This is a genomic window from Aurantimonas sp. NFXS3, assembly GCF_049132005.1.
GTDB classification, from domain to species: domain Bacteria; phylum Pseudomonadota; class Alphaproteobacteria; order Rhizobiales; family Rhizobiaceae; genus Aurantimonas; species Aurantimonas coralicida.
On the sequence record NZ_JAGDDZ010000001.1, the window covers coordinates 1,080,950 to 1,095,425 of the forward strand.

General features: G+C 67.5%; 14 protein-coding genes and 1 tRNA gene. 11 read left to right on the forward strand and 4 right to left on the reverse strand.

Features of this window, described 5'->3' with window-relative positions; translation table 11 throughout:
- The first annotated feature begins 2 nt into the window (after positions 1-2).
- The 3 genes from nusB (at position 3) to J3367_RS04925 (ending at position 4,138) form a co-directional block, all read left to right on the forward strand.
- On the forward strand, positions 3-536 hold the full coding sequence (gene nusB / locus J3367_RS04915; RefSeq protein WP_024351421.1) for a transcription antitermination factor NusB: 534 nt from the start codon (positions 3-5) through the stop codon (positions 534-536).
- Positions 533-1,777, forward strand: coding sequence for an MFS transporter (locus J3367_RS04920; RefSeq protein WP_244495433.1), 1,245 nt, complete (start codon positions 533-535; stop codon positions 1,775-1,777). The genes nusB and J3367_RS04920 overlap by 4 nt, the downstream gene beginning before the upstream one ends.
- Positions 1,778-1,987: 210 nt before the next feature.
- Positions 1,988-4,138: a sodium-translocating pyrophosphatase gene (locus tag J3367_RS04925; protein ID WP_024351419.1), complete on the forward strand. Its 2,151-nt coding sequence runs from the start codon at positions 1,988-1,990 to the stop codon at positions 4,136-4,138.
- A gap of 85 nt (positions 4,139-4,223) precedes the next feature.
- Here J3367_RS04925 and J3367_RS04930 read toward each other — a convergent pair whose 3' ends face one another.
- Complete coding sequence (locus J3367_RS04930) at positions 4,224-4,688, reverse strand: outer membrane protein assembly factor BamE (RefSeq protein WP_024351418.1); 465 nt, start codon at positions 4,686-4,688, stop codon at positions 4,224-4,226.
- Positions 4,689-4,902: 214 nt separating this feature from the next.
- Between J3367_RS04930 and J3367_RS04935 the strand changes: the two genes are divergently transcribed.
- From J3367_RS04935 to J3367_RS04970, 8 genes are all read left to right on the forward strand, one after another.
- Positions 4,903-5,442, forward strand: coding sequence for a ubiquinol-cytochrome C chaperone family protein (locus tag J3367_RS04935; RefSeq protein ID WP_024351417.1), 540 nt, complete (start codon positions 4,903-4,905; stop codon positions 5,440-5,442).
- The gene (locus J3367_RS04940) at positions 5,439-6,020 is read left to right on the forward strand and encodes a YceD family protein (RefSeq protein ID WP_024351416.1); all 582 of its coding nucleotides are present in this window, start codon (positions 5,439-5,441) and stop codon (positions 6,018-6,020) included. The genes J3367_RS04935 and J3367_RS04940 overlap by 4 nt, the downstream gene beginning before the upstream one ends.
- A gap of 88 nt (positions 6,021-6,108) precedes the next feature.
- Positions 6,109-7,182, forward strand: a complete 1,074-nt coding sequence (gene plsX, locus J3367_RS04945) for a phosphate acyltransferase PlsX (protein ID WP_155898520.1) — start codon at positions 6,109-6,111, stop codon at positions 7,180-7,182.
- A gap of 2 nt (positions 7,183-7,184) precedes the next feature.
- Entirely contained in the window at positions 7,185-8,165 is a 981-nt protein-coding gene (locus J3367_RS04950; protein ID WP_029703409.1) for a beta-ketoacyl-ACP synthase III, read from the forward strand.
- Positions 8,166-8,270: 105 nt separating this feature from the next.
- Complete coding sequence (locus J3367_RS04955; RefSeq protein ID WP_024351413.1) at positions 8,271-8,639, forward strand: integration host factor subunit alpha; 369 nt, start codon at positions 8,271-8,273, stop codon at positions 8,637-8,639.
- 25 nt (positions 8,640-8,664) lie between these two features.
- Positions 8,665-9,279, forward strand: a complete 615-nt coding sequence (locus J3367_RS04960; protein ID WP_024351412.1) for a MerR family transcriptional regulator — start codon at positions 8,665-8,667, stop codon at positions 9,277-9,279.
- Between the two features lie 157 nt (positions 9,280-9,436).
- A tRNA-Pro gene (locus J3367_RS04965) sits at positions 9,437-9,513 on the forward strand.
- Positions 9,514-9,787: 274 nt separating this feature from the next.
- Positions 9,788-10,021 (forward strand): hypothetical protein, encoded by a 234-nt coding sequence (locus J3367_RS04970; protein WP_024351411.1) that lies wholly within the window; start codon positions 9,788-9,790, stop codon positions 10,019-10,021.
- Positions 10,022-10,114: 93 nt separating this feature from the next.
- Here J3367_RS04970 and J3367_RS04975 read toward each other — a convergent pair whose 3' ends face one another.
- From J3367_RS04975 to J3367_RS04985, 3 genes are read right to left on the reverse strand one after another with little or no spacing between them, the layout of a single operon-like run.
- Complete coding sequence (locus J3367_RS04975; RefSeq protein WP_024351410.1) at positions 10,115-11,332, reverse strand: efflux RND transporter periplasmic adaptor subunit; 1,218 nt, start codon at positions 11,330-11,332, stop codon at positions 10,115-10,117.
- A 3-nt stretch (positions 11,333-11,335) separates the two neighbouring features.
- Positions 11,336-13,708, reverse strand: coding sequence for an FtsX-like permease family protein (locus tag J3367_RS04980; protein WP_035695113.1), 2,373 nt, complete (start codon positions 13,706-13,708; stop codon positions 11,336-11,338).
- Entirely contained in the window at positions 13,705-14,415 is a 711-nt protein-coding gene (locus J3367_RS04985) for an ABC transporter ATP-binding protein (protein WP_024351408.1), read from the reverse strand. Before J3367_RS04985 ends, J3367_RS04980 begins: the two co-directional genes overlap by 4 nt.
- Between the last annotated feature and the right edge of the window lie 61 nt (positions 14,416-14,476).

The window sequence follows — 14,476 nt, forward strand, 5'->3', positions numbered from 1 at the left end:
TCATGTCCAGTTCCGAACCTCAGGCGCGGCCGGTCAAGCAGGCCAACAAGCGCGGCGCGGCACGGCTCGCGGCCGTTCAGGCCCTCTACCAGATGGAAGTCGGCGGCACCGCGCTGCTGGAGACCGTCGCCGAATACGAGAATTTCCGGCTGGGCAGCGAGATCGACGGCGAGACCTATCGCGAGGCCGATGCCGGCTGGTTCCGCGACGTGGTGTCCGGAGTCGTGCGCAGCCAGACCGAGATCGATCCCAAGATCCACGCCTCGCTGCCGACCGACTGGCCGCTGTCGCGCATCGACACGACCCTGCGGGCGATCCTGCGGGCGGGCACCTACGAATTGTCCAACCGCAAGGATGTGCCGGTCGCGGTGATCGTGTCGGAATATATCGACGTCGCCAAGGCCTTCTACACCGGCGACGAACCCGGCCTGGTCAATGCCGTGCTCGACCGCGTGGCGCGCCGCGTACGGGCCGAGAAGCCCGGCGAGACCCGGACCGCGCGTCGCGGCGCAGCCGGCGGTGAGCCCTCGGCGTGAGCGCCCCGGTCGCCAGAACGCCAGCCCCCGGGCCGGTGCTCGGCGAAAAGACCGTCCGTCGCAACGCCATCATCCTGGCCGCCGCACAGGCGCTGTGCGGCGCCTCCGGGCCCGTCGCCATCTCGATCGGCGGCCTGGCCGGCTCCTGGCTTCTCCTGGCCGACAAGTCGCTCGCGACCCTGCCGGTGACCGGCTACAATCTCGGCGTCGCCCTCGGTGCACTTCCGGCAGCCGCCCTGATGCGCGCCGTCGGCCGGCGCTACGGCTTCATCTCGGGGGCCCTGGTCACCTCGGCCGGCGGCCTCGTCGCGGCGACCGCGCTCTTCCAGGAAAGCTTCTGGCTGTTCGCCTTCGCGCTGATGCTGATCGGCGTCGGCGGCTCCTTCGTCCAGCAATATCGCTTCGCCGCCACCGACGGCGCGCGCCGCTCGTTCCAGTCGCGGGCGATCTCGATCGTCCTGGCCGGCGGCATCTTCGCCGCGGTGATCGGCCCTCAGACGGTGCGCTATACGGCCGACCTGTTCCTGCCGGTGGAATTTGCCGGCGCGTTCATCGGGCTGGTCTTCCTGGGCCTTGCCGGCGCCGCCATCCTGTCCTTCCTGCGCATTCCGGACAGTCCCGACGAGGGGCATCCGGCCGATCTCCTGCCGGCGCGGCCGCTGGCGACGGTCGTGGCGCAGCCGCGGTTCCTGGCCGGCCTGTGCTGCGGTGTCGGCAGCTTCGCCATGATGAGCTTCGTGATGACCGGCGCGCCGCTGGCCATGGTCGGCTGCGGCCTGTCCAAGGACATCAGCACGCTCGGCATCCAGTGGCATGTCCTGGCGATGTTCGGTCCGAGCTTCTTCACCGGCCGGCTGATCCAGCGCTTCGGCAAGGAACGCATCGTCGCGACCGGCCTGCTGCTGCTGGCCGCTAGCGCCGCCGTCTCCCTGTCGGGTCTCGCGGTCTGGCAGTTCTGGACCGGCCTCATCCTGCTCGGTCTCGGCTGGAACTTCGGCTTCATCGGTTCGACCGCCATCGTGGCGGAGACCTATCGCCCGTCCGAGAAGAACAAGACGCAAGGCTTGCACGACTTCGTCCTGTTCTCGTCGGTCTCGCTGGCCTCCTTCCTGTCGGGGCGCACCTTCGTGGCCGCCGGATGGGAGACGATGAACATGGTCGTCTTCCCGGTGGTGCTGGTCTGTCTCGTGGTTCTCGTCCTGCAGGCGCGCTTCGCGCCGCTGCAATCGGCCGCCGACTGAGATCCTCGTGCCGGGCGCCCGTCCGGCCCGGACGGACACGAGCCTGAATTCCGGCCTGACCGCGACCGCGTCGTGCCGAAGATCACGGCGCTTGACGGCTTGCCGACTCCATATAACCTCGACCCGCTTGGCAAGGCGGGGAGCCTTCCCCGTCTTCGGCAGAACAATCGAAGATTGCCGGACCAAACCGGCACGGATCGAGGGGACAGCATGCCGACAATTCTCATAGTGGTGGCCCTGTGCGGGCTGCTGGCTCTTGCCTATGCGGGCTGGGCGACGCGATCGGTCCTTGCGGCCGACCAGGGCAATGCCCGGATGCAGGAAATCGCCGGGGCCATCCGCGAAGGTGCCCAGGCCTATCTCGCCCGCCAGTACACGACGATCGCCATTGTCGGCGTGGTCGTGGCGATCGTCACCGCGCTGCTCCTGTCGATCTACGCGGCGGTCGGCTTCGTCATCGGCGCGGTCCTGTCCGGTCTGGCCGGCTTTATCGGCATGAACGTCTCGGTCCGGGCCAATGTGCGCACGGCGCAGGCCTGCTCGCGCTCGCTCAGCCTCGGCCTCGGCATCGCCTTCAAGTCCGGCGCCATCACCGGCCTTCTGGTTGCCGGTCTCGCGCTTCTCGGCGTCACCGTGTATTTCTACGTCCTGACGGTCTGGATCGGCCTCGACGTGTCCGATCGCACGGTCATCGACTCGCTGGTCTCGCTCGGCTTCGGCGCCTCGCTGATCTCGATCTTCGCCCGCCTCGGCGGCGGCATCTTCACCAAGGGCGCCGATGTCGGCGGCGATCTCGTCGGCAAAGTGGAAGCCGGCATTCCCGAGGACGACCCGCGCAACCCGGCGACCATCGCCGATAATGTGGGCGACAATGTCGGCGACTGCGCCGGCATGGCAGCCGATCTGTTCGAGACCTACGCCGTGACCGTCGTCGCGACCATGGTGCTCGGCGCGATCTTCTTCGCCGGCACCGACATCATCGAAAGCGTCATGATCTACCCGCTGGCGATCGGCGGTGCTTGCATCCTGACCTCGATCGTCGGCACGTTCTTCGTGCGTCTCGGTTCGAACGGCTCGATCATGGGCGCGCTCTACAAGGGCCTGTGGGCGACGACGCTCCTGTCGATCGTCGGCATCGCCGTCGCCACCTGGGCGACCATCGGCTTCGGCGACATCGGTCAAGCAGCGTCGGGCATGACCATCAACGGTCTCAACCTGTTCGTCTGCGGCATCATCGGCCTCGTGGTGACCGGCCTGATCGTCTGGATTACCGAGTACTACACAGGCGTCGGCTTCCGGCCGGTCCGCTCGATCAGCGAGGCGTCGGTGTCGGGCCACGGCACCAACGTCATCCAGGGCCTTGCCATCTCGCTGGAATCGACGGCGCTGCCGACGATCGTCATCGTCGCCGGCATCATCTCGACCTTCCAGCTTGCCGGGCTCTACGGCACCGGCATCGCCGTGACGGCCATGCTCGGCATCGCCGGCATGATCGTGGCGCTCGACGCCTTCGGTCCGGTCACCGACAATGCCGGCGGCATTGCCGAAATGGCCGGCCTGCCGGCGGATGTCCGCAAGTCCACCGACGCGCTCGATGCTGTCGGCAACACGACGAAGGCGGTCACCAAGGGCTACGCGATCGGCTCGGCCGGTCTCGGCGCGCTGGTGCTGTTCGCGGCCTACAACTACGATCTGGCCTATTTCGTCGAGCAGGCGAATGCCGGCAACGGCTTCGAGTATTTCCGGGGCGTGGAACCGGATTTCGCCCTGACCAACCCCTTCGTCGTGGTCGGTCTGCTGCTCGGCGGCCTTATCCCGTTCCTGTTCGGCGGTATTGCCATGACAGCCGTCGGCCGCGCCGCGAGCTCTGTGGTGGACGAGGTGCGTCGGCAGTTCCGCGAGAAGCCGGGCATCATGGCCGGCACCGAGCGGCCGGACTATGCACGGGCCGTCGACCTGCTGACCAAATCGGCGATCCGCGAGATGATCGTGCCGTCGCTGCTACCGGTGCTCGCGCCGATCGTGGTGTATTTCGGCGTCTATCTGATCGCCGACAAGAGCCAGGCGTTCTCGGCGGTGGGCGCGATGCTGCTCGGTGTCATCGTCACCGGCATCTTCGTCGCCATCTCGATGACCTCCGGTGGCGGGGCCTGGGACAATGCCAAGAAGTCCTTCGAGGACGGCTTCGTGGACAGCGCAGGCGTGCGTCACGAGAAAGGCTCCGACGCCCACAAGGCCTCGGTGACCGGCGACACGGTGGGTGATCCCTACAAGGATACGGCCGGACCGGCGGTCAATCCGGCGATCAAGATCACCAACATCGTCGCGCTGCTGCTGCTCGCGGTGCTGGCGCACAACTGATCGCGGCTGAGCCGAAACAAGAAAGGCCCCGCAGGCGAAAACCTGCGGGGCCTTTTCGGTGACGCGGTAGCGGTCTCGGCAAACCCTAGAGGTTCGGGCCCGGCGAGCCGCTGCCGGTATCGGACAGGATCTGGCCGAGGAAGGTGCGGTCCTGACCGCCGGTCGGCGTGGTGCGCGAGATGAAGTCGAAGGGCTGGCCGTCCTGCAGGCCGTAATTGGCGATGCGCTCGACCCGGCCCTCGCCGTCGAAATAGACCGATAGGACGCGCTGGTCGACGAGCTGCGGCTTCATGAAGGCGACCGGCCGGACCCGCTTCTGCGAGATGTAGTAGAACACCTCGTTGTCGAAGGTCGCCGTGGTCGAGGGCGAGCCCAGTGCCAGCAGCACCTGTTCGCGGCTCGAGCCGACCGGCACGAGTTCGACGGTCTTTTCGTCGATCACGTAGCCCTGGGTCAGCACTTCGCTGGTCGTGCAGTTCGACAGGGCCAGTGCGGCCAGAACGGCGGCCGAGGCGAGGAGAGGGCGCTTGAGTCGGACGGAAGGCTTCACGCTGTCTTACTCCTTGAGGCCATCGCCGATACGCGGCTGGCAGGTCCGTTGCCGCGACGCGGGAGTGCCGGCCGGCGGGATGTCCGCAAGCGGACGCCTCCGGCTGACGCGCGAGCGCGGCGGATGCGTTTTGGTAAAGCACCTGCGGGAGCGTTGCAATCGATCCGGCGCTGTGGCACCGCCCGTGGCAGTGTAGCCATCGATCGGCCCAGCAATGTTTCAACGTTTCAGAGCCAACCGTCGTCTCAAGGCGCGCAACCGCGAGGTCGTCGACGATCTCTACGCCGCGCTGGTGATCCGGTCGCGCCAGGACGACCTCTATCTCGCCTGCGCTATTCCCGACACGGTGATGGGACGCTTCGAGGCGCTGTCGGTGCACGTCTTCCTGTTCCTGCGGCGCTGCCGGGACGAGCCGACCCTGCGGCCGCTGGCGCAGGAGGTGGTCGATCGCTTCATCACCGACATCGAGGATTCGATCCGCGAACTCGGCGTCGGCGATCCGTCCGTGCCCAAGCGCATGCGCAAGCTGGCCGGCGTCTTCTACGAGCGGGTGTCGGTCTATGATGCCGCGCTCGACGCTGGCGACGCGGCGGCCCTTTCGGCTGGCCTGAAAGGCCGGGCGGTGCCGGCGGATGCGCCGGAGGATGCAAGCGCGCGCCTTGCGACCTACATGATGGCGGAAAACGAGCGATTTGGAGCGATCGCGGCCGAGACGATCCTGGCCGGCACGCTCCAACCAGGGACCAGACCATGAGCAATCCGCAGACCGGGCCCGACCCGATCCGACTTCACATCGCCGCCGAGAAGCTGCCGCGCGACGGCCTCGAGATCCACTACGAGGCGAACGAGGCCGAGCGTGCCGCGCTGGCCCGGCATCTCGATATCTTGGAGGTTCGCGAGCTGCGGGCCGACCTCACCGCCTCGCGCTGGCGCGGCGAAGGGGTGAAGGTGAAGGGCAGCCTGCGCGCCACCTTGGTCCAGGAGAGCGTCGTGACGCTGGAGCCGGTCAGCCAGGCGCTGAACGAGGCGTTCGAAACCACCTTCGTGCCGGAAGGCTCGCGGCTGGCGCCGGTGCCCCAGACCGGCGAGAACGAGATCCATGTCGATCTGGAAAGCGAGGACCCGCCGGAGACCTTCCGTGGACCGCAGATCGACGTCGGGCCGTTCCTGATGGAAGCGGTGTCGCTGGGGCTCGATCCCTATCCGCGCGAATCCGACGTCGCCTTCGAGGCCGTCGACACCGATCCCGACCCCAAGGCGGGCGTCCGCTCGGCCTTCGACGTGCTCACCACCCTGGTGCCGCGCGAGACCAAGGACGCCAAGGGCGAATGACTGTTTCAATTCGGCGGTTGCTGTTCACGCGTAAACCGATATCTTCGCGCCGCGCGGCCAGGACGCCGTGCGCAAAGGCGAGAGACCATTGATTTCAAACACTGGTATCACGATTTCGGTCGACGCCATGGGCGGCGACCACGGCCCTTCCGTCGTCTTGCCGGGAGCTGCCATCGCGCTCCAGCGGCATCCGGGCACGCGGTTCGTGCTGTTCGGTCAGAGCGAGGCGGTGCTGCCGGTGCTCGACCAGCATCCCGAACTGAAGGCGGCCTCGACCTTCCACCATTGCGAGATCTCCATCCGCATGGATGACAAGCCGTCCCAGGCGCTGCGGCAGGGGCGGTACAAATCGTCCATGTGGCGCGCCATCGAGGCGGTGAAGACCCATGAGGCGGACGTCGCGGTCTCGGCCGGCAACACCGGCGCCCTGATGGCGATGGCGAAATTCTGCCTGCGCACCATGGCCAATATCGAGCGCCCGGCCATCGCGGCGATCTGGCCGACCCTGCGCGGCGAGAGCATCGTTCTGGACGTGGGCGCCACGATCGGCGCCGACGCCCAGCAGCTGATCGATTTCTCGATGATGGGCGGCGCCATGGCGCGCGCGCTCTTCGGCGTCGAGCGGCCGACGGTCGGCCTCCTCAATATCGGCGTCGAGGAGGTGAAGGGCCAGGACGAGATCCGCGAGGCGGGGCGCCTGCTCAAGGAGACGCCGATCCCGGGTATCGACTATCGCGGCTTCGTCGAGGGCGACGATCTGGGACAGGGAACCGTGGACGTGGTGGTGACCGAGGGCTTCACCGGCAACATCGCCCTGAAGACCGCCGAGGGCACCGCCCGGCAGATCAGCGCCTATCTGAAGGCGGCGATGAACCGGACCTGGATGGCCCGCGCCGGCTATCTGCTCGCCCGCAGCGCCTTCCAGCGGCTGCGCGACAAGATGGATCCGCGCAAGGTCAATGGCGGCGTCTTCCTCGGCCTCAACGGCATCGTCATCAAGAGCCATGGCGGGACCGACGCCGAAGGCATCGCGGCGGCGATCGATCTCGCCCATGCGATGGCCCGGCACGGCCTGCGCGAGAAGATCGAAGCCGACCTGGAAAACTTTCACCTGCGTGTGTCCGACGACGTACCGGCGCCCCCCGAGAGCAGCAGTCAATGACGATGTCCATCCGATCCGTGATCCGCGGCACGGGCTCCGTTCTGCCCGCACGCACGATGCGCAACCAGGACTTCGCCGGCATCGTCGAGACCTCCGACGAGTGGATCCGCCAGCGCACCGGCATCGAGGCGCGCCATATTGCGGGCGAGGGTGAGACGACGGTGTCGCTCGCCGAGGGCGCGGCCCGCAAGGCGCTGGACGCGGCCGGCCTGACACCCGCCGATATCGACGTGATCATCCTGGCGACCGCCACGCCGAACAACACCTTTCCGGCCTCCGCCGTGCAGGTGCAGCACAAGCTGGGCATCACCCATGGCTTCGCCTTCGACGTCCACGCGGTGTGCAGCGGCTTCGTCTACGCGCTGACGACCGCCGATCTCTATCTGAAGGGCGGCGCCGCCAAGCGGGCGCTGGTGATCGGCGCGGAAACCTTTTCGCGCATTCTCGACTGGGAAGACCGCTCGACCTGCGTCCTGTTCGGCGACGGCGCCGGCGCGGTGGTGCTGGAAGCGGTGCCCGCGGACGCGGCCGATGTCGGGTCGGCCCAGGGCATCATCACCAGCAAGCTGCGCTCGGACGGCTCCCATCAGGGCAAGCTCTATGTCGATGGCGGCCCGTCCACCACCGGCACCGTCGGCAAGCTGCGCATGGAGGGCCGCGAGGTCTTCAAGCATGCGGTCGGAATGATCACCGACGTCATCGAGGAATCCTTCGCGGCGGCCGGCATCGGCCCGGACGACGTCGACTGGTTCGTGCCGCACCAGGCCAATCGCCGGATCATCGACGCCTCGGCACGCAAGCTGGGAATCGCGCCGGAAAAGGTGGTGATCACCGTCAATCAGCACGGCAACACCTCCGCCGCCTCGATTCCGCTGGCGCTCGACGCGGCCGTGCGGGACGGCCGGATCAAGCGCGGCGACCTCGTCCTTCTGGAGGCGATGGGCGGCGGGTTTACGTGGGGGGCAGTTCTGATCCGCTGGTAGACATCGATCCTTGATTCACATGCTGTTTTCGTTAATGTTCGCAACGAACAAGGCGCTGCCCGCATGTTTCGCCCTGCGGTCTTCCGGCAAAGTTAGGGGACATTGATGGGAGAGAGAACTCTCACCAGAGCGGATCTTTCGGAGGCCGTCTTTCGCAAGATCGGGCTGTCGCGAACCGAGTCGGCGCAGCTGGTGGAAATGGTCCTCGACGAGATGTGCTCGACGATCGCCAGCGGGGAATCGGTGAAGATCTCGTCCTTCGGGTCGTTTCTGGTGCGCGAGAAGAACGAGCGGATCGGCCGCAATCCGAAGACCGGCGAAGAAGTGCCGATCCTTCCGCGCCGCGTTGCTGTGTTCAAGCCCTCCAACGTCCTCAAGGACCGGATCGTCGAGGCGCATGTGCAGCGCCAGGACGGCGGCAGCGCCGACAAAGAGACCGAATCCATGGCCATGCTGAACGCGGCGGCCGAATAGCCGAAACGGCTCGACGATTGCGACCATGACCGACAAGAGCGCCGACGCCTTCCGGACCATCAGCGAGGTCGCTGACGAACTCGACCTGCCTCAGCATGTGCTGCGGTTCTGGGAAACCCGTTTCCAGCAGATCAAGCCGATGAAGCGGGGCGGGGGGCGCCGCTATTATCGGCCGGACGATGTCGAGCTCCTGCGCGGCATCCGCTACCTGCTCTACGTCAAGGGCTTCACCATCAAGGGCGTGCAGCGGATCCTCAGGGAGAACGGTCCGCGCTTCGTCGTTGCCATAGGGACCGGCGACATGGCGGCGCTGGCCCAGATCCAGGCTGGCCGGACGCCCGCTGCCGCCGCGCCCGCGGCCGAGGCGCCCCAGCCGCCGCTGCACGATCTCGATCTGATCGCCACCGAACCGTTGCCCGAGCCATCGGCGGCCGAGGCCGCGCCGGCGCCCATGGCCGCTCCCGAACCCGAGATCCGGGAGCCGGACGAGCCGGCGAAGCCGCGCGGCGGTTTCCTGAAGCGCTATCGCGAGCCTGCCGCGGATGCCGGCATGGGGCTTCCGGCCGAAAGCATCGCCGCCCTCGACGACGTGATTCTCGAACTTCTCGAGTGCAAGCGCCTGCTCGATCAGGTCCGCTGATCGGCCGGTACGGGCCGCGATTGCGGGGCTACCATCGCGTCGCCGCCGCCGCGTTCCGGGCCACCCGCATGCGCCGCCGATCGACATCAGACGATGGCGCTTTCGCGCCGATTTTCCTGTTGCACCGAAAGCGTCCGGCCTCTAGGAGTGACGCAGTCGGAGCGTAGCGCAGCCTGGTAGCGCACCTGAATGGGGTTCAGGGGGTCGGAGGTTCGAATCCTCTCGCTCCGACCAGCTTTCCCACATGACATCGCAGCATGATTTCTGAGACGACACGGCCTGTCCGTGCCGTTCACGGCGCGGCGCTTGGGCTTGTCCCTTTGCGCGTCGCCATCGCCTGCGCAATCGCGCGTGCCGCCAGCCCGTCCGTCATTGTCCGGGCGGTTGTGTCGAGGCGGGGCCGGTCAGTCTGCGACGGGCATGCGGCAATGTGCTCGCCAATCGATCCGCAACCTATCGCGCCACGCACTGTTTCACCCCTTGAGTTGGAACACGAAGCGGAGCACGCATGGTCAAGAAAGTCAGTTCGACCGAGGCCCGGCAGGGAAGCAGGGGGCGTCCCGTCCTCCTGATCCTGATCGCCGGTCTCTTCCTCATCGTGGTCGGTTATTTCATCGTCGGAGCGATCGGTTATTCGACACAGCCCGATGGCGATACGCTGGAACCGGATTCCACCCGGACCACGTCCGAACAGACCGACAGCGTCGTCGTGTCCCCGCAGGACTCGCAGACCGGCGATTGACCGTTGCAGCGTGCCGGACGGCGCAGCACCGTTCGGCAAACTCATGTGACGCGTATTCTCGGACGCAGCGTCCCGGCATCGCATCTTCAGCCTTCAAAGCGCATCCGCATCGCGGGACTCGACGCTGACGCCGTCGGTGACGCTGTCGCTGGGAAACAGGATGACCCGCGCGCCCTCCGGCACGCCGTCCCGCAGTTCGGCCATCGCGTCGTCGCGGTGATCGATGTCGACTGGCCGCATGACTGCGCGGCCGTCCTCGACCACATATACATTCCAGGCGTCGCCCGAGCGGAACAGCGCGCCGAGCGGCACCCGGCGGACGGCGTCGGCCTGCCAGAGCGCGATCCTGACGAAGACGCGGTAGCGGTGGCCGGGCAGCGGCGTCTCGGCGTCGGTCGGATCCATGTCGAGCCGCACATTCACCCGCTGTTCCTCGATGCCCAGGGCGGACACCTTGGTGAAGGCGGTCGGCTCGATGCGGCGCACCTTGGCCGTCAGATCGGGTCCACCCCAGTCGGCGATGATGGCCGTGGCGCCCTCGCGCACCCGGACCGCGTCCGAGGAGAGCAGGTCGACGACCACCTCCAGCCGGCGCGGGTCGCCGATCTCGGCGAGGGCGGTGCCGGCCGGCACCACCGCCTCGCTCTCCACCGGCACCGAGATCACCACGCCGTCGGTCGGCGAGAGCAGGGGAACGCAGCGGTCGGAGAGGGAGCCGACCGAGGGCGCGTCGTCCGGCTGGATCAGCCGCACCTGGGCGCTCACCAGTTCACTCTGCCGGAGCGCCACCTGGTTCTCAGCGCGCTGCAGCGCGGCCTGCTTGAGTTCGACGGCGGTTCTTGCCGCCTCCAGCGCGGCGGCGGAGATGATGTTGGTCGCCTTCAGCTTCTCGGCACGTTGCAGTTCCGATTCGGCCTGCTTGAGATCCGTCGCGGCAAAGGTCAGGTCGGTCTCGGCCAGTTCGATCCCCGCGCGGGCGACGCCGACTGCGGCGGCCAATTCGCCTTCCGAGCGCATGTCGATGAAGCTGGGATCGATCGGATGCAGCGTGGCGATCAGGCTACGATTGGCTACCAGCCGGTCGCCGACATGCAGGGGGCTGCGCTCGGTTCGGGCCGCATAGGGCGCCGACACCGTGTAGACGTCGCGGTACTGGGCGATGCCTTCCTCGTCGACGGTGACGGTGAGAGGGCCGGTGGTCACGACGGCGATATCGACGGGGATCGGCTTGGGGCGCAGGGCCTCGTAGGCGGCGAAGGCGAGACCGGCGAGGACCAGCGCGAGCAGGAGGTATTTGAGCCAGCGTGCCATGGATTACTCCCTCGTCTTCAGGACGCGGATCAGGTCGAGGCGGTCGACCCGGCGACGCACCAGCAGGGCGGAGCCCGCGGCGGCCGCCAGAACGATAAGGCTGGCCTTGGCGAAGATGGCGGGCTCCAGCACCAGCGGGATCTGGAAGAGGTCGCTGGCGAACCCGTCCGTCACCAGCATCGCGAAACCGGCACCCAGCGCCCAGCCGAGGGGCTGCGCAAGGATGACGACCAGCAGGAGTTCGGTCAGAAGGACCTGCGAGACCTCCATCCGGGTGAAGCCGAGCACCCGAAGGCTGGCAAGTTCCCGCGCCCGTTCCGACAGCTGAATGCGCGCCGAATTGTAGATCACGCCGAAGACGATGATGATCGCCAGCGTGAGGTAGAGGGTCGTCATGATCGAGATGTTGCGGTCGATTGTCTCGCGGAACTTGTCGCGCGACAGGGTCTGCAGACCGAGCGATGCGATCGCGGGCGTCGACTTGATCGCCGCGTAGAGGGCATCGAGCGCGGCCGTGTCGACCGCCAGATGCGCGCCGCCGACGCGCGGTCCCTCGCCGGTGAGGCGCGACAGGGCGTCGATGTCCATGAAGACGCCCAGCCCCAGAAAACTTTGCACGACGGCGCTGATCCGTACGGTGGTCGTGATCTGGCGGCCGGTGAGCACCTCGACATTCGCCGTTCCGCCCCGGGTCAGACCGAGCACCTGGGCGACGCGTTCGGAAATGACGACGCCGTCGGACGGCAGCACCATCGGATCGAAGTTCGCGTCGAGGACTCGGGAGAGGGTGGTCGCCGGCGGCTTTCCGGTGATGGCGAGGCGGCGTGACCGGTTGCCGTTGCTGAGGATGACCGGCACGCTGAGATAGGGCTCGGCGGCGACGACGCCGGGCAGATGGCGCACGGCCGCCATGACGGCGGGCTGTGCCGGCTCGCCGAAGGCGAGACTCGCATGCTGCCGATCGGCCCGCCAGAACACCGTCTCCACCATGAAGTCGACCGAGTCGCGCGCAAACAGCGCCGTGACCAGAAGCGCGACGCCGAGGGCCATGCCGAGGCTGGTCAGCGCGGCACGGACCGGCTGATGCAGCAACTGGCGGAACGCCATCACGGTGAGCTTGGAGAAGAGGTTCGCCAGTCCCAGACGGGCGAGCAGCGACCGGCCGAAGCGCGCCGGTGCCGGCGGGCGCATCGACACGGCGGGATCGAGCGCCAGGACTGACAGGATCGCCTTCATCGCGCCGGCCAGCGCCGCGGCGATCGAGATGCCGGCGGCGATGGCATAGAGGTCGGGGCTCGACTGGAACACGAGGAAGGGGAAGGAGAAGAACTCGCCATAGAGGCGGGCGAGCCCGCGCCCGAGCCAGGTTCCGGCTCCGGCGCCGATCGCGACGCCGACCGCCGAGATCGCGATCACCAGCTTGGCGTAGTGCCAGGCGATCGTGCGATCGTAATAGCCGAGCGCCTTCAGGAGGCCGATCTGTTCGCGCTCCAGGGCCACCAGCCGCGTCAGCACGATGTTGATGAGGAAGGCCGAGACGAGGAGGAAGATCGGCGGGATGATCCGCGCCATGGCCGCGAGCTGGTCCAGCTCGGCGTCGAGAAAGGCGTGCGACATCTGATGCTTGCGCCCATAGGCTGCCATGCCGCCATAGGGCTCAAGCAGGCGGTCCACCGCCATCAGCACCGCCGGTTCGCTGGCGCCGGGCATCAGCCGCAGGACCAGATTGTTGAACGCCTCCTTGCGGTCGAACACCGGTCCCAGCACGTCCCCGGGCCTGTAGAGGATGGCATAGCGGCGCGGGTCGGGGACCATGTCGCCCGGCCCGATCGTGTAGATGAACTCCGGCGACAGGACCGTTCCGGTGATCTGCAGCCGTTCCTTGCGTCCGTTGAGGATCGCCGAAAAGCTGTCGCCGATGCGGAAGGCGTGGGCCTTGGCGAAATCCTCGTTGACGGCGACCTCGTTGGCCCGGCCGGCTTCGGGGAGCCTGCCGCGACGCACCAGCAGCCGATTGACCCGGGGTTCGCCATGGGCGGGGAGCGAGATCACCTGACCGGAGGCGGGTTCGCGCATCTGCGGCAGGTCGAGCAGCACCCGGCGGCTGATCCGCATCTCGAAGGAGGCGACGCCGGGAATCTCCAAGATCGCCTTGTCGAGCGACAGCGGCGCCCGGTTCGCCTCGGCCACGACATGGGCGAAGCGGTAGCGCTCGTAATAGGCCTCGCGGGTCAGCAGCAGGGACCGGTGCGCACCGACCGCGATGATGATCGTCATCACCCCGCAGGCCATGACCAGCGCCACCGCCAGGCCCTGCGCCCAGAGGCGCATGAGATCGCGCAGGAGTTTGCGGTCCAGCGCGCCCACCGGGATCACCAGCTCACCTGGCTCGGGGCCAGGCGCGTTGCGTTGCGGTGCGTGCTCTCGATCCGCCCGTCGACGAACTGGAAGACGCGGTGGGCGATCGCCTGGATGCCGGCATTGTGGGTGATGATGGCGGTGGTCGTGCCGAGGGTCCGGTTGATGGTGGTCAGCGCCTCCAGCACCATGATGCCGGTCGCCGAATCGAGCGCGCCGGTGGGCTCGTCGCACAGCAGCACTTCCGGCTGCTTGGCGATGGCCCGGGCGATGGCGACGCGTTGCTGCTCGCCGCCCGACAATTGCGCCGGGAAATGGTCGCGGCGCTCGGTCAGCCCGACAAGTTCCAGCGCCTGCGACGGCGTCATCGGATTGCGCGCGATCTCGGTGACCAGCGCAACATTCTCGCGGGCGGTGAGGCTGGGGACCAGATTGTAGAACTGGAAGACGAAGCCGACATGGTTGCGCCGGTACAGCGTCAGTTCGCGGTCGCTTGCGCCGCTGAGGTCATTGCCCTGGAAGCTGACGCGGCCGTCGGTCGGCCGGTCGAGCCCGCCCATGATGTTGAGAAGCGTCGACTTGCCGGAGCCGGACGGGCCTAGCATGACCACCACTTCGCCGGCCGCGAGCTCGGCACTGACGCCGCGCAACGCCCAGACGTCCGCACCGCCGGTCCTGTAGACCTTCGTGACGTCCTGCATCGCAAAGACAGCGTTGTCCGTCATGCCGCCAGACGAGCATCCGCGGAGCCTGGAGACCTTGACCTGCCTCAATCCGCCGGAGGCT

What these genes read in the sequence shown, in the direction of transcription:
- nusB (WP_024351421.1), top strand. Translation starts at nt 3, where the DNA reads ATGTCCAGTTCCGAACCTCAGGCGCGGCCGGTCAAGCAGGCCAACAAG.
- J3367_RS04925 (WP_024351419.1), top strand. Translation starts at nt 1,988, where the DNA reads ATGCCGACAATTCTCATAGTGGTGGCCCTGTGCGGGCTGCTGGCTCTT.
- J3367_RS04935 (WP_024351417.1), top strand. Translation starts at nt 4,903, where the DNA reads ATGTTTCAACGTTTCAGAGCCAACCGTCGTCTCAAGGCGCGCAACCGC.
- J3367_RS04940 (WP_024351416.1), top strand. Translation starts at nt 5,439, where the DNA reads ATGAGCAATCCGCAGACCGGGCCCGACCCGATCCGACTTCACATCGCC.
- J3367_RS04950 (WP_029703409.1), top strand. Translation starts at nt 7,185, where the DNA reads ATGTCCATCCGATCCGTGATCCGCGGCACGGGCTCCGTTCTGCCCGCA.
- J3367_RS04955 (WP_024351413.1), top strand. Translation starts at nt 8,271, where the DNA reads ATGGGAGAGAGAACTCTCACCAGAGCGGATCTTTCGGAGGCCGTCTTT.
- J3367_RS04960 (WP_024351412.1), top strand. Translation starts at nt 8,665, where the DNA reads ATGACCGACAAGAGCGCCGACGCCTTCCGGACCATCAGCGAGGTCGCT.
- J3367_RS04970 (WP_024351411.1), top strand. Translation starts at nt 9,788, where the DNA reads ATGGTCAAGAAAGTCAGTTCGACCGAGGCCCGGCAGGGAAGCAGGGGG.
- J3367_RS04975 (WP_024351410.1), bottom strand. Translation starts at nt 11,332, where the DNA reads ATGGCACGCTGGCTCAAATACCTCCTGCTCGCGCTGGTCCTCGCCGGT.
- J3367_RS04985 (WP_024351408.1), bottom strand. Translation starts at nt 14,415, where the DNA reads ATGACGGACAACGCTGTCTTTGCGATGCAGGACGTCACGAAGGTCTAC.